This is a genomic window from Janthinobacterium sp. RA13 (assembly GCF_000745325.1).
GTDB lineage: Bacteria > Pseudomonadota > Gammaproteobacteria > Burkholderiales > Burkholderiaceae_D > Janthinobacterium > Janthinobacterium rivuli.
On sequence record NZ_JQNP01000001.1, the window covers coordinates 1,442,270 to 1,458,962 of the forward strand.

20 protein-coding genes are annotated in these 16,693 nt (G+C 63.1%); 9 read left to right on the forward strand and 11 right to left on the reverse strand.

The window, feature by feature from the left end:
* Positions 1–184: 184 nt before the first annotated feature.
* Positions 185–1,234, forward strand: a complete 1,050-nt coding sequence (locus FG13_RS06200) for a helix-turn-helix transcriptional regulator (protein WP_035819377.1) — start codon at positions 185–187, stop codon at positions 1,232–1,234.
* Between the two features lie 6 nt (positions 1,235–1,240).
* Here FG13_RS06200 and FG13_RS06205 read toward each other — a convergent pair whose 3' ends face one another.
* Entirely contained in the window at positions 1,241–1,636 is a 396-nt protein-coding gene (locus FG13_RS06205) for a winged helix-turn-helix transcriptional regulator (RefSeq protein WP_035827450.1), read from the reverse strand.
* A gap of 162 nt (positions 1,637–1,798) precedes the next feature.
* Here FG13_RS06205 and FG13_RS06210 point away from each other — a divergent pair, with 162 nt between their 5' ends.
* The 4 genes from FG13_RS06210 to FG13_RS06225 all read left to right on the forward strand — a co-directional run bounded on the left by FG13_RS06210 (position 1,799) and on the right by FG13_RS06225 (position 4,129).
* Entirely contained in the window at positions 1,799–2,371 is a 573-nt protein-coding gene (locus tag FG13_RS06210) for an FMN-dependent NADH-azoreductase (protein WP_035819379.1), read from the forward strand.
* 93 nt (positions 2,372–2,464) lie between these two features.
* Entirely contained in the window at positions 2,465–2,752 is a 288-nt protein-coding gene (locus FG13_RS06215) for a putative quinol monooxygenase (RefSeq protein WP_035819382.1), read from the forward strand.
* Between the two features lie 79 nt (positions 2,753–2,831).
* Complete coding sequence (locus FG13_RS06220) at positions 2,832–3,398, forward strand: hypothetical protein (protein WP_035827452.1); 567 nt, start codon at positions 2,832–2,834, stop codon at positions 3,396–3,398.
* A complete protein-coding gene (locus tag FG13_RS06225) occupies positions 3,395–4,129 on the forward strand; it encodes a hypothetical protein (RefSeq protein ID WP_051958641.1) in 735 nt (244 codons plus the stop codon). Before FG13_RS06220 ends, FG13_RS06225 begins: the two co-directional genes overlap by 4 nt.
* Positions 4,130–4,160: 31 nt before the next feature.
* Here the strand turns inward: FG13_RS06225 and FG13_RS06230 are convergent, their stop codons facing one another.
* Positions 4,161–4,406, reverse strand: a complete 246-nt coding sequence (locus tag FG13_RS06230) for a hypothetical protein (RefSeq protein WP_035819385.1) — start codon at positions 4,404–4,406, stop codon at positions 4,161–4,163.
* A gap of 430 nt (positions 4,407–4,836) precedes the next feature.
* Between FG13_RS06230 and FG13_RS30385 the strand changes: the two genes are divergently transcribed.
* Entirely contained in the window at positions 4,837–5,109 is a 273-nt protein-coding gene (locus tag FG13_RS30385) for a hypothetical protein (RefSeq protein WP_161784152.1), read from the forward strand.
* Positions 5,110–5,169: 60 nt separating this feature from the next.
* On the opposite strand, the gene FG13_RS06235 is transcribed toward FG13_RS30385, so the two are convergent.
* The 7 genes from FG13_RS06235 to alkB form a co-directional block, all read right to left on the reverse strand.
* On the reverse strand, positions 5,170–6,711 hold the full coding sequence (locus FG13_RS06235; RefSeq protein WP_035819387.1) for a cryptochrome/photolyase family protein: 1,542 nt from the start codon (positions 6,709–6,711) through the stop codon (positions 5,170–5,172).
* A gap of 39 nt (positions 6,712–6,750) precedes the next feature.
* Entirely contained in the window at positions 6,751–9,210 is a 2,460-nt protein-coding gene (locus FG13_RS06240) for a penicillin-binding protein 1A (protein ID WP_035819389.1), read from the reverse strand.
* A 74-nt stretch (positions 9,211–9,284) separates the two neighbouring features.
* Positions 9,285–9,680 (reverse strand): hypothetical protein, encoded by a 396-nt coding sequence (locus FG13_RS06245; RefSeq protein WP_035819390.1) that lies wholly within the window; start codon positions 9,678–9,680, stop codon positions 9,285–9,287.
* Positions 9,677–10,495: a class D beta-lactamase gene (blaOXA, locus tag FG13_RS06250; RefSeq protein ID WP_035819397.1), complete on the reverse strand. Its 819-nt coding sequence runs from the start codon at positions 10,493–10,495 to the stop codon at positions 9,677–9,679. The genes FG13_RS06245 and blaOXA overlap by 4 nt, the downstream gene beginning before the upstream one ends.
* A gap of 87 nt (positions 10,496–10,582) precedes the next feature.
* Positions 10,583–10,741, reverse strand: coding sequence for a hypothetical protein (locus FG13_RS30390; RefSeq protein ID WP_157814607.1), 159 nt, complete (start codon positions 10,739–10,741; stop codon positions 10,583–10,585).
* Between the two features lie 24 nt (positions 10,742–10,765).
* Positions 10,766–11,686: a GTP cyclohydrolase FolE2 gene (gene folE2, locus FG13_RS06260; RefSeq protein ID WP_152598697.1), complete on the reverse strand. Its 921-nt coding sequence runs from the start codon at positions 11,684–11,686 to the stop codon at positions 10,766–10,768.
* Positions 11,687–11,776: 90 nt separating this feature from the next.
* Positions 11,777–12,439 (reverse strand): DNA oxidative demethylase AlkB, encoded by a 663-nt coding sequence (gene alkB, locus FG13_RS06265; RefSeq protein ID WP_035819402.1) that lies wholly within the window; start codon positions 12,437–12,439, stop codon positions 11,777–11,779.
* A gap of 94 nt (positions 12,440–12,533) precedes the next feature.
* Here alkB and FG13_RS06270 point away from each other — a divergent pair, with 94 nt between their 5' ends.
* Positions 12,534–13,007, forward strand: coding sequence for a heme-degrading domain-containing protein (locus FG13_RS06270; RefSeq protein WP_035819405.1), 474 nt, complete (start codon positions 12,534–12,536; stop codon positions 13,005–13,007).
* Between the two features lie 41 nt (positions 13,008–13,048).
* Here FG13_RS06270 and FG13_RS06275 read toward each other — a convergent pair whose 3' ends face one another.
* Both FG13_RS06275 and FG13_RS06280 read right to left on the reverse strand, forming a co-directional pair.
* Positions 13,049–13,816, reverse strand: coding sequence for an SDR family NAD(P)-dependent oxidoreductase (locus FG13_RS06275; protein WP_235211678.1), 768 nt, complete (start codon positions 13,814–13,816; stop codon positions 13,049–13,051).
* Positions 13,803–14,525 carry a GntR family transcriptional regulator gene (locus FG13_RS06280; RefSeq protein WP_051958643.1) on the reverse strand — a complete coding sequence of 241 codons (723 nt, stop codon included), beginning with the start codon at positions 14,523–14,525 and terminating at the stop codon, positions 13,803–13,805. Before FG13_RS06280 ends, FG13_RS06275 begins: the two co-directional genes overlap by 14 nt.
* An 85-nt stretch (positions 14,526–14,610) precedes the next feature.
* Here FG13_RS06280 and FG13_RS06285 point away from each other — a divergent pair, with 85 nt between their 5' ends.
* A complete protein-coding gene (locus tag FG13_RS06285; protein WP_051959572.1) occupies positions 14,611–15,102 on the forward strand; it encodes an acyl-CoA thioesterase in 492 nt (163 codons plus the stop codon).
* Positions 15,103–15,254: 152 nt separating this feature from the next.
* A complete protein-coding gene (locus tag FG13_RS06290; protein ID WP_035819407.1) occupies positions 15,255–16,619 on the forward strand; it encodes an amino acid permease in 1,365 nt (454 codons plus the stop codon).
* Positions 16,620–16,693 lie beyond the last annotated feature (74 nt).

Below are 16,693 nucleotides of genomic sequence, written 5' to 3' on the forward strand. Positions count from 1 at the left end.
TGGCATCAGGGCCAGCCCGAAATCAATATAGCGTGAGAATGCGTGAGTTTCTTGACCGCGCAACACGTGCTTTATACCCGCGAGAACAATTTTTGGTTAGATGGCACAACAACCAACAATTTCCTACAAAGTGCTAATATTTGTGAAAAATTACTACAACAAGCAGAATAAGCAGGAGACAACCTTGCACAAACCCGATACGCGCACGGTTTCGAACCGGATCGCGCAGCAATGCGCGCGCGCCATGCAGGCCGATGGCCACGACCCCGCCGAGTTTTTTCAGCGCACGGGCATCACGCCGGCGCAGCTGGACGAGCCGGGCGGCCGCATCAACGCCGAGCGGCATCGCCGCATGACGGCCTACGCGCAGCAACTGCCGCAGCACCGAGGCTTGCTCGACCTCGACGTCACGCACTGGTTCGCGCATTACTCGGGCATCGCCCACGTCTGCTTCAACCGCCCCACCCTGCGCAGCGCGCTGCACGAGCTGCTGCACTTGCGGGGCCTGATCGGCGAATTCGACTTCATGCTGATGAGTGAAAATGGCACGCGCATCGAGATCGAATACCTGTCCGAATTCTGTTCGCTAGGCGGCGCCATGCAGGCGCTGGCCAATTTCCGCATGCTGTCGCTAGTGGCGCGCGCCTACGACGATGGCGCGCCCACCGCCTTCCGTGCCGGCTTCCAGGGCAAGGCGCCGTGGTTCGCGCCGGCCATTTCCGAGTGCTTCGGCGCCGCCGCCACCTTTGGCCAGGCGCGCAATACATTGACGTTTGACGCACCGGCGCTGGACCGGCCCTTCGCCCAGTTCAACGCCATGCTGGCGCCGCACGCGCTGCGGCACGCGCAGGGGCAATTGCAGCAGTTGCAGGGCGCGCAGCTGTTTTCGGCCCGCGTGGAGCAAGCCATCATCGATCTGCTGGGCCGGCAAGGCGCAGGCGATGCCGAAAGCGCCTCGCTGCTGCCGGCCCTGTGCGACGGCCTGGCGATGAACCGCTGGACCTTGCAGCGCCAGCTGCAGCAGGAGCAGACCTCGTTCCGCGCCCTGGAACTGCGCGCCAAGAGCCGCGAATCGCGCCGTCTGCTGCGCGAAACGAGTCTGAGCGTGGTGGAAATCGGCGAACGCCTGGGTTTTTCCTCGCAAAGCGCGTTCACCCGCTTTTTCAAGACCCAGTTCGAACTGCCGCCAGCGCGCTACCGGCACGACATGCAAAGTGCCAATACCGCCGTTTGAACCGAGCTAGTCGCCTGATGGCGCTTGAGCGGCGCTTTTGGCATCAAACGCCAGCCGCGCCGCATCGATGGCGTCGCGGTGGCCATGCGCCCAGGCGCCCAGCGCGCTGATGGGGATCAATAGCGAGCGCCCCAGGTCCGTCAGGGCGTAGTCGACGCGCGGCGGCACGGTGGGGAATACGGTGCGCGTGACGAGTCCGTCGCGTTCCAGCCCGCGCAGGGTCAATGTCAGCATGCGCTGCGAGATGCCGCCGATCAGGCGGCGCATCTCGTTGAAGCGCTTGGTGCCATTGCCGAGCAATATCACCACCATCACGCTCCATTTGTCGCCCACGCGCGTGAGGATATCCGTGATCGGGCGGCAGGAAGCGGCCACGCCCGCATGGCCGCCCTCGTCGCGCATGCGCCGTTCCAGCTCCGCTCCTTGCGCGGCGGCGTCGCCCATAGTCACATCCGTGTGCCCCAGTGTGGAAAAAGTGCCTTCTTGTGCGTTCATTTGATAGTCACTATATTTAACTCGGTTACAAAAACATACCACCCGATCATACCACCCAAGAAGGCACACATGAACATCCTGCACATCGATTCGAGCATCCTCGGCGAGCATTCCCTCAGCCGCCAATTGTCCGCCGCCATCGTCGCCCGCCTGCAAGCGGCCGCGCCCGGCGCCACCGCCCACTACCGCGACCTGGCCGCGCAACCGTTGCCGCAATTTACGGCAGCCCCCAGCGCCGCCGACGGCGCAGCGCTGGCCGGCGCGCTCGAGCAAGTGCTGGCCGCCGACGTCATCGTCATCGGCGCGCCCATGTACAACTTCGCCATCCCCAGCCAGCTCAAATCGTGGCTCGATGCGCTCGCCGTGCCCGGCAAAACCTTCCAGTACGGCGCCAGCGGCCCCGAAGGTTTATTGGGCAGCAAGCGCGTGATCATCGCCTCGACGCGCGGCGGCTATTACGGCGCCGACACGCCGATGGCGGCCCTGGAACACCAGGAAAGCCATCTGCGCGCCTTCCTCGGTTTCCTCGGCGTCACGCAAATCGAGATCGTGCGCGCCGAAGGCGTCAAGGTCAGCGACGCAGCCAGAGAGCAAGCCTTGGCGGGGGCCTTCGAGCAGATCGGCGCGCTGCAAGCCGCGTAAGGGGTGCCGGCTGCGCCGCAAGCCGTCGCGGTGCAGCCGGCAAGGAAGCGCCAGATGCGCTAAGCTGCTGGCACCCCAACCACAAGGACCTCCATGACCCTGATCATCGTCGCCACCATCGATGCCCAAGCCCAACATATCGACGCCGTGCGCGCCGCCCTGGAAGCCATCGTGCCACTGAGCCGCGCGGAAAGCGGCTGCCTGCGCTACGAACTGCACCTCGACAACAAGATACCCACGCGCTTCATCATGCTGGAAGAATGGACCGACAAGGCCGCCCACACGGGGCATGAAGCGACACCGCACTTCAAGACGCTGGTCGCCGCCGTGGGCGACAAGGTCGTCAACATCGACATCGCGGAATTGAGCAAGCTGAAGTAACGGCCGGCGCGCCGCGCAAGCGCGCGGCCATCTTGGCAAGTTGCCATCTATAATATGGCAACTTTTCTTTATGGCCATCATGACTCCATTTTCCTGCATACGCGGCGCCGTAGCGGCAGCCGCCCTGACAATTTGCGCTTGCGCCTCGGCGCAAGCTCCCCTGACCAAGCTGGTGGGCGAATACAATCTGGCCTCGTCGGCAACCGTGCCGGCCAGCACCTGGGGTTACTCCAAAGGACGCATTTCGGTCAAGCAACTCGACGAGCGGCACCTGCTGATCGCCCTGTCCTGCGAGTGGAAACGCGAGCCGAAGGCCGTCTGCGGCGATTATTTCTATGCCCAGCAGCGCGACGACGGCCTGTATCTGCAGGACATGAATACCTTTGCCATGCGCGTGTACTTCGACCCCGCCTCACGCAAGCTGACCATCATCTCACGCGGCGCCGACGCCAAACAGAGCGTGCGGCACGACGTGTTCGCCGCCACGACGGCGCCGCTCACGGATCCCGCTTTGGTACGCCGCATGAAGCGCGAGCTGTCGAATGCCGACAGCAAGGAAAACCGGCGCGTGTTCGGGCCCTACACCAAGTGGGACTATCAGGAAAACCGCATCGAGTTCCAGCGCCAGGACTTGACGGCGCCATGATGCCGCGCCTGATCCAGCCCCTGCGGCGCCAGCTGCTGCGCCTCGCCGGCGTCCTGCTGTGTTCGCCCGTGCTTGCACGCGCGGCAGACAAGGACCTGCCGAACGCCGTGCATCAGCGCATCCTGGCCACCATCGACGCTCCGCTGCCGAAAATACTCAATGTGCAGCATCTGGCGCTGATACGGCGCTTCAACATCGGCTGGTCGCCTGTGGAAAGCGGCGCGCCCATGCTCAATCCGGCCTACCCGCTGGGCAAGGGCGACACCCTGCAACTGGCCATGCAGGCCATCGCCAGCAAGGATGCGGCGCTGGCCGCGCAACGCCTGATGGAAGCGGCGCTGCTGCTGCCCCACTTCGTGCAGATGGCCGACCTGAAGCCAGGCAGCTATGCCAACGGCAAGGCGCCGTTCGCCCTGACCAGGCAGCATCTGACACTGCTGCGGCAACAGTCGTGGATGTCGCTGGAAATGCTGGGCATGGCGGCGGAAGACTACCTGGCCGAAGGCTATTGGCCCACCCCGTCCGTGGACGGCAAGCGGCCGTATGGCGACTTCACGAATTACCCGGTCGAAATGGCGCAAGCGCTGGGCCTGCCAGTGCGCAAGGAAGCGAACGGCAACCTGGCCATCACGCCGCAGTTGAGAACGGAACTGAAAACGCTGCACCAGCAGACCATGGCGGCGCTGCAAGTGTTTGTGCGCGAAGCGGGCTTGCGGCGCAATACGGTCTGACACGCAGGCAGCCTGGACGGGCGCAATGGAACTACCCTTTTTCAATTCCGATCATTTTTGGCGGCGACGGGTCTTTTCTGCGCTCGCATACCAATACGCGCAATGCGACAGATAGCGGCACGCCATTTGTGTGCAAATATTTGGCTGCCACGGCGGTGCCAAGCATTTCCTGGAAAATAATCGCCACATCTATTTTTTGTGCCATCAATGCATCGATCCGCCTGGGATGATCAAGCGCCACCTGCGCGAGCCCACCGATGTAATTTTTATTTACCATGTAAATTCATGTCAAGTATGGGACAAGCACCGTATGCTGCCGCTTCAGCCTGCCGCAATTCGACAGACCGCCTTGATTGATCCTTTTCCAGTACCAAGTATTTTTTATTTCTTCAAGCAGACATCACTCACTGAACCACTGCTGACCCCATATCCTAGCAGTAAGAATATATTCTAAAATCAATACACAAAAAACATTGACTTACATCAACTCAGATAATGCAACAGGCTTGGAATTGTAAAAATGTAAAATCAATATTCCATTGAGAAATAATTTACCAACCACAAGAAACATTAATTCCCATCTGGAATTTATTTTATTTAGAATAATATAAATTTCCCAGTGAAATTTTTAACAGACGAGCGATTCCTTCGTGCGCTAGAGAAAATTTTTATATAGTAATATTTAAAAGATATTCAAAGCATTTTGGGTGAGCATTCCGGATGGTAAAAAAAGAAACACTTCATACGTCATCGAGTTTACGCAGCGAACGACGCGGGTATTAAGGTCGCTCAATGTTGAGTCTGGACGGATGAAGATTGATATCAAAGACACGGCGATGCCGTTCGACACGCGTATAGTCGATGCCTGGGTCAGCATCGAAGACGGCATCCTGTGGCTGGAGCATGAAACGGGAGAGGACTATACGGTGAAGATCGGGCTTGCCACGGTGCTACGCTGGTCACGTGAGCCCAAATGGTAAGCAGACTGCCACCGTGCGGGAAGCGGGCTTGAGGCGCAATGCCTTGCCATAAGCAGGGTATTACAAGGCATCGAGGTTTGCCAGCATCTTGCGCGCCTGTTCCTTGAAATCGGCGATTGCCGCCTCGTCCATCTTCTCCAGCTGGCGATACGCCATGCCTATGCGGGGATTGCGTTCCAATGTGTCCGCGTTGCGATGGAAAAAATCCCAGTACAGGGCATTGAAGGGACAGGCGCGCTCGCCGATGCGCGCCTTTTTATCGTAATGGCAGCCCTTGCAATAATCGCCCATGCGGTCGATATACGCGGCGCTGGAGACATACGGCTTGGTGGCCAGCAGCCCGCCATCGGCGAACTGGCTCATGCCGACGGTGTTGGGCAGTTCCACCCACTCGAAGGCATCGATATAAATGCCCAGGTACCAGCCATGCACCCTGGCAGGATCGAGACCGGCCAGCAGCGCGAAATTGCCGATCACCATCAGGCGCTGGATGTGATGCGCATGCGCCTGTTCCAGCGACTGGGTGATCGCCTGCGACAGGCAATGCATCTTCGTCTTGCCATCCCAGAACCATGCCGGCAGCGGGCGCGCATGGCCAAAGAAATTCTTCTCGGCATACCCAGGCATATGGGCCCAATACACGCCGCGCACATATTCGCGCCATCCCAGTATCTGGCGTATAAAACCCTCGACCGCGGCCAGCGGCGCATGGCCCGCCTGATAAGCCGCTTGCGCCCTGGCGACGACTTCGCGCGGGTTGAGCATTTTCACGTTCAGCGCGAACGACAGCAGGGAATGAAACAAGCGCCACGCCTTGACGCTCATCGCATCCTGGAAGTCGCCAAAATGCGGCAAGCCCCGCTCGATGAAGGCATCGAGCTGCTGCAGCGCTTCATCCCGGTTCAGCGCCCACGCCAGCCGCTCGGCATGCGGCGCGCCGAAGCTCTTCACGCCTGCGGCGACGATGCTTTGCCATAGCCGAGAATGGTCATGCACGGTGCGCGGATCCTGCGGCTCGGCGGGCGTGCCGCGCCAGGGCTTGCGGTTATCGTGATCGAAGTTCCACTGGCCGCCGACGGGCTTTTTCGCGTCTTCCATCAGCACCTGATGCGTGCTGCGCATCTGGCGGTAGAAAAACTCCATCAGCCACTGCTTGCGTCCGGCGAAAATATCGGCAGCCTCGTGGCGGGCCGTGTAGAAATGGTCGCTGTCGACCATCAGCCATGGAATGCGCGAACGGCGCCCGGCCTGGTACAGCTGCTGGTCAAGGCGCCACTCGTCGGGCGCCTGGTATTCGAAGGCGGCGGCGTCATAGTGGCGTATCAGCGCTTCGATATTGTCCGGTATCGACAGCGTGCTTGCCACGTCGTCGATGGCGATGTAATGCACGGTGTGGCCGAGCTGGCGCAACTGGCGCGCCAGCTCGCGCATGGCAGCGAAGATCGCCAGGATTTTCTGCGCATGATGCAGCACATAATCGGTTTCTTGCCGCACTTCCATCAAGACATAGATGGTGGCGCCATCGACCTCGGTGAACCAGCGATGCCGCGCATTGAGCTGGTCACCGAGTATCAGGCGCAGCGTGGGCTTCGGTGAGGTCATGATTATTCTTTGCAATGGTTGAAATCGCCATGGCGGCGCTTATCCTTGCGGCGCCGGCACCGGCTGCGCTGCGGGAGCAGGCGCAGGCGCCGCCTCTTGCACCGCCTTGCCATGCGACTCCTGCCCGCCCTCGCCTTCGGGCGGCATGGCCAGCGGCGCTGGCGGTGCGCCCTCTTGCAGCAAGTCACCCGGCTCTTCCACCGGTTCATCCTCGGGCTCGTCGACCGGCTCCACGTGGCGCAGCGGCGGCGGTGGCTTGCCGCCAGGGAAGATGGCGTCGCGCGACAGTTTTCCCGTGTCGAGCGCCGTCTTGAAGAAGTCGCCCACCACCAGCACGGCGTTGTGGCCGCCCTGGCCCCAGTAATTGCTGCGCATGGTGACGCGCGCGTCATTGAAGCCGACCCAGGCGCCGCCCACCAGTTCCGGATGCATCAAAATAAACCAGCCGTCCGCATTGTTTTGCGTGGTGCCGCTCTTGCCGGCCACGTCGGAACGGATGCCGAAGCGGCTGCGGATGGCCGTGCCCGTGCCGCGGTCGATCACGCCGCGCATCATGTCCGTCAGGGTGGCGGCCGATGCTTCCTGCATGGCACGCTTGGGCTTGTCTTCGCCGAAGCGGGCGATGACCTTGCCTTCACGGTCGGTGATGTGCGTGACGACAAACGGCAGGCGCGCCTCGCCCTGGGCCGCGATGCTGGCGTAGGCGTTGACCATTTCCAGCAAGGTGACGGGACTGGTGCCCAGCGCCAGCGACGGCACTTTTTCCAGCTTGCTGTCGCGGATGCCGAGCGCGCGCGCCAGCTTGATGATCGGCGGCAAGCCGACGTCTTGCATCACTTGCGCCGTGATGGTGTTTTTCGAGTAGACGAGACCATCGCGCATGGTCATGTCGCGCCCCGTCGTGCCGCTCATGTCCGTCGGGCGCCATTTGGTGCCGTCGGCCGCCTTGATATCCATCACTTCATCGCGGTAGACGTGCTCGGGACTTAAACCCTTTTCCAGCGCCGCGCCATACACGATGGGCTTGAAGGTCGAGCCGGGCTGGCGCGCCGCCTGCGACACGTGGTCGAACTGTTCGCGCGCAAAGTCGCGGCTGCCCACCCAGGCGCGCACGGCGCCCGTGGCCGGATCCATGGCCGTAAAGCCCGCTTCCAGGCGCGTCTTCGACTTGCGCAGGGCCGCCATGAAGGCGCGGTCGCCCTTCAGTTGCGCCAGCGCCGCCTCGGGCGTGCCGCCGGCCGCCGTCAGCTTGCGGTAGTCAGCCGACTCGCGCACGAAGCTGTCGAGCAAGCCAGGATGCGATTTCCAGAAATAATCGAAGGGCACGCTGCCGCCCTGCATGCCCGCGTACATGCCCGTCGAGGTGGACGACGGCACGCCGGCGCGGCTCCATTCCACGTCGGCAATCGCCTGCAAGGCATTCGCCTGGCGCTCGACGGCGCGCTCGGCCGCCTGCTGCAAATCGTGGTCGAGCGTGGTGTGCACAATCAAGCCGTCGCGCTCCAGGTTGTAGTCGTTTTCGTCGGCCCAGTCGATCAGCCACTTGCGCACATAGGCCGTGAAATGGCTGTCCGATTGCGCCCGCTCGCTCTGGCGCTCGAAATGCAGGCGCAGCGGACGCTTGATCAACTGTTTATAGCGTGCCTCGTCGATGACGTCGTGCTTGCGCATCTGCCCCAGCACCACGTTGCGGCGCTGCAGGGAACGTTCCGGGTTGCCGACGGGATTGTAGTAATTCGTGCCCTTGAGCATGCCGACCAGGGTGGCGCTTTCCAGGATATCGAGGCGCGAGGCGGGCTTGTCGAAGTAGGTGCGGGCCGCCATTTCGATGCCGTAAGTGTTGTACAGGAAGGGTACCGTATTCAGATAGGCTTCCAGGATTTCCGTCTTGCTGTAGGTGGCCTCGATTTTCAGGGCCGTGATCAGCTCCTTCAGCTTGCGGTTCAGGTTGCGCGAGCGGCCGATTTCCTCGGGGAACATATTGCGCGCCAGTTGCTGCGTGATGGTGGAACCGCCCTGGGGGTTGCCGCTTGCGGTGTGCAAGACGGCGCCTGCCGTGCGCGTAAAATCGATGCCGTGGTGGTCATAGAAACGGTGGTCTTCCGTCGAGATCAAGGCGCTGATCACGTTCGGCGAAATCTGCTTCAAGGTGACCCGTTCCTGCAAGCCCTGGTCGAAGCGGGCCAGCTCCTCGCCGCCGGCGCTGACCATGGTGCTCGGCGCGGCCGCGCGCGCCTGGCGCAAGTCGTGGATGCTGGGCGTGAGGGGAATCAGCAACAGCATGTACACGGTCAGCAGCGCCAGCACGGCCAGGAAAGACCATAGCCCCAGCACCAGCGCGCGCCGTACGGGCGGCAGGGTCATCAGGTGCGCGTGGCCACGCCGGTACAGCGCCACCGCCTTTGTCCACACCACTCCCGCCATGCGCAAGGCTTGCGCGCGCGCCCATGTCCATGCCTGCCGTGCTTTTTCCTGAAACTGCTCCATGCCTGATGCCATGCTTGTAACCTTGTCTGATGCCGGAAAATCCGTTTCAGCAAGTATATAGGGCGGGCAACAAAGCGGGCCGGATTTTACGCCAGGCAAGCATCGAGGCGCGCCAGGGTGACGCCGACATACGCGCCCACGCAGCGCGCGTCATGCGTCGTAAACGGGTTTTCCAGTTGCAGCAGGCCGCAATCGCAGATGACAGGATCGACCTGGGTCACGACGCCCAGCGCCAGATAGCGCCAGCCATCAAGGCGCTGCAAGCGCTTTTCTTCACCCGGGTTGGCGCGGAAGATGGCGTCCCAGTCGTCAAGTTCGCTGGCCATGGGCCACAGTTCGAGCTGGACGTGCGTGCCGGCGGCCATCTGCGCGCCGCCGAACTCGTCCATCACGTGCAGGCGCTGGCCATCCACCTCGATGACGGCTTCCAGGTACGCTCCCTCGGAGGCGATGAAGGTGGCGGCAACGATGCTGGCCGTCACTTCTGCGCCTGCTCCAGCAAGGCCGGCAATTCTTTCAGCATGGCTTCGCGCGTGCGCAGGCCTGCGGACTGCTGGCCCTTCTGCTCGTCCTGCACCAGGCGCGCAAAGACGATGCTGCGCTCGCCCTTGCTGGCCCAGCCCACGAACCAGCCGTAGCCATGCGCTTCGTCAAAGCTGCCGTCGGCCTTGCGCGGGAAGGCGGCGCCCGTCTTGCCATGCACTTGCCAGCCGCCCACGTCCGCCAGGCGGGTCAGGCGCTGCGTTGCTTCCATCGCCTGTTTCGTCACGGGCAGCTGGTAATTGACCAGCTTGCGCAAGAACCCCAGCTGTTCCAGCGGAGAGATTTTCAGCGAAGAACTGATCCACGAACGCTCCAGGCTGTTGTCCTTGCCCGGATCGCCCGAGACGTCCGCATTGCCATAGCGCAAAGCCTTCGCGTATTTCTGGAAGCGCTCGGCGCCCAGCGCCTGCGTGATCTGCTGCGAATACCAGACGACGGAATACTGCATCCAGCGCGACGGGTCCGTATCCTGGCGCCAGGCTTCGCCGCCCCAGTCCACGTAGCCCTGGCGGTACGGCAGGGCCGGCTTGTGCTCGTCCTTGAGGAAGCCGGCGTCATAGCCCATCAGGCTGAGCGCGATCTTGAACGTGGATGCGGGGGTGACTCTGTCGAGGCAATTGCCCTCTTGCAGCAAGACGGCGCCCGTTTTGGCATCGGCCATGGCCGTGCAGATGGTGGCGGCCCGGGCCTGCGAAGCGGCCAGGGTGGCGGCCGTCAGGCCGAGGATAAACTGGAACAATGCGCGATATTTCATGGGCCTCCGGGGTTGGGGGAGAAGGACAAAGCGAAATTGTACCGGGCAGCACGGCGCGATGCCAGCGCTGATAACATTGCCTTGACGTTAGTGACCGCCCGGCTGGCGTTCCCGCTTCAGCCGCTCCTCTTCCAGCTCGTCCATACCCAGCTTTTCCTCGTCAATCAGCGCATGCTCGCGCCGTTCGCGTTCCAGCTCCGCTTCCAGGCTGTCATCATTGACTTCCCGCTCGATTTTCTCCGGCATGCTGTCCTCCTCCACGGTGGTTGACTAGTAATCTCCGGCAAGCTTGCCCGCCTGCGCCACGGCATCGTGCGGATGCAGGCTTTCCATATGCCGTACGGTAACACGCGCCTGCGGATGGCGTGGCGCCAGCGCCGCCTGCACGCGGCGGGCCGCATCTTCCACATACATCAGGTTAGCACCATTCAGGCGCGCGAACGCCTGTTCGTCCGCCCGTTTCACGGCCGTCTGCAGCGGCGTCGCCAGCGCCGCCTCCACCAGGTCGATCAGGGGGAACAGCTCCAGCTCCGCCTGCTCCGTCAATGACACGGTGACCGTCGCCGTGCTGCGCTGGCTGTGCGGCGTGGCCAGGCTCGCGTGTTCCTGCAGCCAGGCGCGCGCGGCCGCGCCGTGGATGCCGCCCGCGCCGAACCGCGCCGCGAAGGCGTCGGCCAGCAGTTGCCGCGACAGCGCCGCCGAACATGGGCAAGTCGACGAGTAGCCGATCTCCACCGTCAGGGACAGCGCAAAGCCCTGCGGAGTAACACTGGCCTGCAGGCGCACGGGATACGATTTCCAGCCCGACAAGCCCGCCGTCAGCAGCGCCGGCTGGCGCCGCAGCAAGGGAAACGCCAGCGCCAGGCGCGCCTGCGTGCTGCCGCAATCGGCATGGCTGTCCACCATGCGCCGCAGCACGGCGGCCAGCCCTCCCGCATCGAGCGGCTGCGCGGCGGCAAACGCATCGAGCAGCAGATACAAACGCGACATGTGGATGCCCTTGACGTACGGGTCGGGCAAATCGACTTGCACGTCGGCCCAGGCATGCACTTGCTGCGCCTGCCCGCCCTCTTCCAGCCACAGGGGCAAGGCGATGCCCTGCATGCCGACCCACTCGAGCGGCAGGGGGCTGCCCAGATGGGGGCCGGCCGCCACGTCAGGCAGGGGCGAGGAAATCGAATCGCGCTTCATGGGATGACTCCATATGCAAACAAGTTGCATATCATGAAGAAAAATCACCATATTTGCAAGCAACTTGCATTAATGGGGCATATTGACGGGTCAGCTGGCCTTGCGAAACGTCAGATTGATACGCTGTGCGCCCAGTACGGCGTGTTCACCTTCCTTCAGCGGCGCCACGCCGTGGAAGCGCAGGCGGTCGGCGCCGCCCCACACCACCACGTCGCCGTGCAGCAGGCCGATGCGCGCCGCCTTGTCGGCCCGCTCGGCGCCGCCAAACAGGAAGGTGGCGGGCAAACCAAGCGAGACGGAGACGATGGGCGCGTTGAAATCGCATTCATCGCGGTCCTGGTGCAGGGCCATGCGCGCGCCTGGCGAGTAACGGTTGAGCAGGCAGGCGTCGGGAACAAAGCCCGGATAGCCGGCCGCCTGCGCCGCCTCTTGCGCCAGGCGCAGGAACACGGGCGGCATCGGCGGCCAGGGAAGACCGCTGTCCGGATCGCGCCGCGCATAGCGGTAGCCGCGTCCATCCGTGACCCAGCCAAGAGGGCCGCAATTGCTCATGGCAACCGACATGCGCAAGCCGCCCGGCGTGGCCATGTGGCGCAGGGGCGCGGCCAGCACGATGGCGTCCAGGGCCGGCAGCAGCTCGTCCAGGTAAGGCAGCGCGAAAGCGCGCAGCAGGACGGACGCGCACGAGCCCGGCACCAGCGGCACGGGGCCGGCCGGGACTTGTTCTTCATCGGCGAACAGGGACAGGTTCATGCCGCCTATTTTAGCCGCGCCATGGAAAAAGCGCGCGCGGCCGCCCCATGGTGCGCTACAGTAGCGCTTCCAGCCACTACCCGACTCCCTGACGATGGATCATTACGCCGATTTGCTGCAAACCCTGGCGCAGCAGGAAGAAACCCTGCAATTCGAACGCTTCGACAACGACGCCGCGCTGGCCGTGGGCCTGTGGATCGTCGAAGAAGTGCGCAAGCGGGGCAAGGCCATCACCGTCAACATCACGCGCAACGGCCAAGTGCTGTTCCACCACGCCATGACGGGCGCCACGGCCGACCAGGCGGACTGGATACGCCGCAAGAACAATACGGTGCAGCGCTTTTGCCGCAGTTCCTATTACATGGGCATCTCGTATAAAAGCCGCGGCAGCACCTTCGAAGACGTGAAATACCTCGATGACATCGAATACGCGGGCCACGGCGGCGCCTTTCCCCTGCTGATACGCGGCGTGGGACTGGTCGGCACGGTGACCGTTTCCGGCCTGGCGCAGGCGGACGACCACGCGCTGGTGGTGGCCGCGCTGCAGGCGCAGCTGGACGCGCACTGACGCCTCGCAGGCGCCATCCGCGCCGGCTACCGGGACAGGCTCTAAATGCGCTGGCCGCCGTCGATGGGAATTTCCGCGCCCGTGATGTACGAGGCGCGCTCGCTGCACAGGAACTCCACCAAATCGGCCACTTCGGCCGTCGTGCCCAGGCGGCGCAGGGGAATTTGCGTGTCGACGATGTGCGAAGTGCCAGGCGACAGGATGGCCGTGTCGATTTCGCCCGGTGCGATCGCGTTGACGCGCACATTCAGCGGCGCCATGTCGTTGGCCATTTCGCGCGTCAGCGACGCCAGCGCCGCCTTCGAACTGGCGTAGGCGGAGCCGGCAAACGGGTGCACGCGGTAGCCGGCGATCGAGCACAGGTTCACGACGGCGCCATGCGCGTTCGACAATTCCTGCGCGAAGCCGCGCGTCAGGGCCAGCGGCGCAAAAAAGTTGGTGTTGTACATTTCCTGCCACGTCTGCATGTCGGTGGTCAGCGAATTGACGCGCGAGCCGCCCGGTCCTTTCGGCGACACGCCCGCATTGTTGACCAGGGCGTGCAGTTTCGAGTCGCCCAGCATGGGGCGCAGCGTCTCGACCATCTGTCCGATCTGGCTCAGGTCCGACAAGTCCATGCACACATGCGTGTTGTGCTCCTGGCTGCGTGGGCAACCGCCGGGAATCGGGCTGCGCGAGACGGTGATGACCCGCCAGCCCAGGCTGCGGAAGCGTTCCGCGACGGCGTGGCCGATGCCGCGGCTGGCGCCCGTGACGATGGCGGTTTTCTGTTCCATTTTCTGTTCAATCTTGTGCTCAATGTGCGTCATGTTCTTCCTCGTTCTGTTCTTGTTCGCTTGCGCCGGCGTGGATGCGCTCCTGGCGCATGACATAGGCCAGCATCTGCGTGCCGCCATCGAGGATGTCCTGTTCGATGGCGCGTCGCGCGGCCGCGCCGTCGCGCTGGCGCAGCGCGCTGATGATGGCGTGATGATGACCCACCCGCATGTCGGGCGAAAAGCTGGCGTAGCCGGCGGCGATCAGGGGCGCCGTCTGCATCCACAAATGGTCGACGAAGCGTTTCAAGGTCGGCATGCCGGCCGCCTGCGCCAAGCCCAGGTGAAACGCCTGGTTGCATTGCAGGGCCGCCGCCAGGTCGTGGCGCGCGATGGCCTCTTCATTCGCCTGCAGCAGGCGCTCCAGGTCGGCCAGGGTAGCGTCGTCGATGCGCTGCGCCGCTTCGAACGCGCCCAGGCCTTCCAGTTCCAGGCGCAGCGCGCGGATTTCCAGGTAGCGCGCCACGCTCAGCACGGGCACGCGGAAGTCACGGGGCGAGCGCAGCACCAGCGCCTCTTCCTGCACCAGCTGCAGCATGGCGTCGCGCACGGGCGTCACGCTCGTGCCCAGCTGCAGCGCCAGCTCACGGATGCGCAACCGGTCATTCGGCTGGAAGCGCCCGGCCGCCAGCGCTTCGCGCAGCATGGCGTATACGGACTTGCCCAGATTGACGTGCACCAGACTGTCCAGTTGATGGTTCATGCGTGTGTTTGATCGTTGAAAAATTATGATGCATCATACATCAATGTGAAAAACGGTGTTTTTCCCTGCGTGCGCCGAAGACGGCATGCGCCGCCAGGCCGTACAATCAGCCGCCACCGTCTCGAAAGGATTGCAATTGAACTGGGATTATCCGCAGGCCCACACCCTGCCCGTCACGCCCGAAGCGGGCGACATCGATGGCTTGCAGCACACCAACAACGCCGTCTACGTGCGCTGGTGCGAGCATATCGCCTGGCACCATTCGGCCACCCTGGGGCTGGACCTCGACGATTACCGGCGCCTGGACCGGGCCATGGCGATACGCCGCGGCGAATACGACTACCTGCTGCCGACGCGGGCCGGCGAAGCGCTGACCCTGGCCACCTGGCTGTGCGCCAGCGATGGCCGCTCCAGCATGGAACGGCGCTTCCAGCTGATCCGCGACAGCGACGGCGTCACCGTCGTGCGTGGACGCTGGGACTTGATCTGCATCGAATTGAGCAGCGGGCGCGCGCGCCGCCTGCCGCCCGAGTTCCTGGCCGTGTACGAACCAGCCATCGTCGCGGCAGGCACGTAAAGCGGACGCCTGGGCCGCCGTTTTGCGCGCCGTTCGGCGAAGATGCGGGGCTTTTCTTGCGCCTCCGCAGTGCAACATGCATTTCGCTCCTGCTTTGCCCGTGCATGCTTTAGAATCAGCGACCTCAGCCCCGTAAAAACAGGATAAAACATATGACGGCAGTCGGGAATACCGAACCACAAGAGCTCAAGCGCGGCCTGAAAAGCCGCCACATCCAGCTCATCGCCCTGGGCGGCGCCATCGGCACCGGCCTGTTTCTGGGCATCGCGCAAACCATCAAGATGGCCGGCCCCTCGGTTCTGCTGGGCTACGGCATCGCCGGCGTCATCGCCTTTTTGATCATGCGCCAGCTGGGCGAGATGGTGGTCGACGAACCCGTCGCCGGCTCCTTCAGCTATTTTGCCGACAAATACTGCGGGCACCTGCCCGGCTTCCTGTCGGGCTGGAATTACTGGGTGCTGTATGTGCTCGTCAGCATGGCCGAACTGACGGCCGTCGGCATCTATGTGCAGTACTGGTGGCCGGACGTGCCCACCTGGGTCTCGGCGCTGATCTTCTTTTGCGTCATCAACGCCATCAGCCTGCTCAATGTGAAGGCTTTCGGCGAGATGGAATTCTGGTTCGCCCTGATCAAGGTGGTCGCCATCATCGGCATGATCGTGTTCGGCGCATACCTGCTCGCTTCCGGCGACGCGGGTCCGCAAGCCTCGGTGGCCAACCTGTGGCAGCACGGCGGCTTCTTCCCGAATGGCTGGCAGGGACTGGTGATGGCCATGGCCGTCATCATGTTTTCGTTCGGCGGCCTGGAACTGGTGGGCATCACGGCGGCCGAGGCGGACGATCCGAGCACGACGATTCCGCGCGCCACCAACCAGGCCATCTACCGCATCCTGATTTTCTATATCGGCGCGCTGGGCATCCTGCTGTCGCTGTACCCGTGGCAAAACGTCGTCACCGGCGGCAGCCCCTTCGTGCTGATCTTCCATGCGCTTGACAGCAACCTGGTGGCCACGGCCCTGAACGTGGTGGTGCTGACGGCCGCCCTGTCCGTCTACAACAGCGGCGTGTACTGCAACACGCGCATGCTGTTCGGCCTGGCCAAGCAAGGCAATGCGCCGCGCGCGCTGCTGCACCTGAACCGCCGCGGCGTGCCGCTGGTGGCGCTGGGCGTATCGGCCCTGGCGACGGGCGCCTGCGTAGTGGTCAATTACTTCATGCCGGGCGAAGCGTTCGAAGTACTGATGGGCCTCGTCGTGTCGGCGCTGATCATCAACTGGGCCATGATCAGCTGGATCCATTTGCGCTTCCGCGCGCAGAAAAAAATCGAAGGCAAGACGACCTTGTTCCAGAGCCTGGGCTACCCGTTCACCAACTACCTGTGCCTGGTGTTCCTGGCCGGCATTCTGGTGATCATGTATTTGACGCCAGGCCTGCGCATTTCCGTCTACCTGATCCCCGTGTGGCTCGCCGCGCTGGGCGTCGGTTACTGGATCAAGCAAAGCAAGGCCAGGGCATAGGCTTGCGCTGTATTTTGCAATCGGCAAACAAAAAGCCCGTCTTCGCAGACGGGCTTTTGACATTGGAGGCTGCC

Coding starts and splice junctions, on each gene's coding strand:
- FG13_RS06205 (WP_035827450.1), bottom strand. CDS start 1,636: ATGCGCGACGAGGGCGGCCATGCGGGCGTGGCCGCTTCCTGCCGCCCG.
- FG13_RS06210 (WP_035819379.1), top strand. CDS start 1,799: ATGAACATCCTGCACATCGATTCGAGCATCCTCGGCGAGCATTCCCTC.
- FG13_RS06215 (WP_035819382.1), top strand. CDS start 2,465: ATGACCCTGATCATCGTCGCCACCATCGATGCCCAAGCCCAACATATC.
- FG13_RS06220 (WP_035827452.1), top strand. CDS start 2,832: ATGACTCCATTTTCCTGCATACGCGGCGCCGTAGCGGCAGCCGCCCTG.
- FG13_RS06225 (WP_051958641.1), top strand. CDS start 3,395: ATGATGCCGCGCCTGATCCAGCCCCTGCGGCGCCAGCTGCTGCGCCTC.
- FG13_RS06230 (WP_035819385.1), bottom strand. CDS start 4,406: ATGGTAAATAAAAATTACATCGGTGGGCTCGCGCAGGTGGCGCTTGAT.
- FG13_RS06235 (WP_035819387.1), bottom strand. CDS start 6,711: ATGACCTCACCGAAGCCCACGCTGCGCCTGATACTCGGTGACCAGCTC.
- FG13_RS06240 (WP_035819389.1), bottom strand. CDS start 9,210: ATGGCATCAGGCATGGAGCAGTTTCAGGAAAAAGCACGGCAGGCATGG.
- blaOXA (WP_035819397.1), bottom strand. CDS start 10,495: ATGAAATATCGCGCATTGTTCCAGTTTATCCTCGGCCTGACGGCCGCC.
- FG13_RS30390 (WP_157814607.1), bottom strand. CDS start 10,741: ATGCCGGAGAAAATCGAGCGGGAAGTCAATGATGACAGCCTGGAAGCG.
- folE2 (WP_152598697.1), bottom strand. CDS start 11,686: ATGAAGCGCGATTCGATTTCCTCGCCCCTGCCTGACGTGGCGGCCGGC.
- alkB (WP_035819402.1), bottom strand. CDS start 12,439: ATGAACCTGTCCCTGTTCGCCGATGAAGAACAAGTCCCGGCCGGCCCC.
- FG13_RS06270 (WP_035819405.1), top strand. CDS start 12,534: ATGGATCATTACGCCGATTTGCTGCAAACCCTGGCGCAGCAGGAAGAA.
- FG13_RS06275 (WP_235211678.1), bottom strand. CDS start 13,816: ATGACGCACATTGAGCACAAGATTGAACAGAAAATGGAACAGAAAACC.
- FG13_RS06280 (WP_051958643.1), bottom strand. CDS start 14,525: ATGAACCATCAACTGGACAGTCTGGTGCACGTCAATCTGGGCAAGTCC.
- FG13_RS06285 (WP_051959572.1), top strand. CDS start 14,611: ATGCGCCGCCAGGCCGTACAATCAGCCGCCACCGTCTCGAAAGGATTG.
- FG13_RS06290 (WP_035819407.1), top strand. CDS start 15,255: ATGACGGCAGTCGGGAATACCGAACCACAAGAGCTCAAGCGCGGCCTG.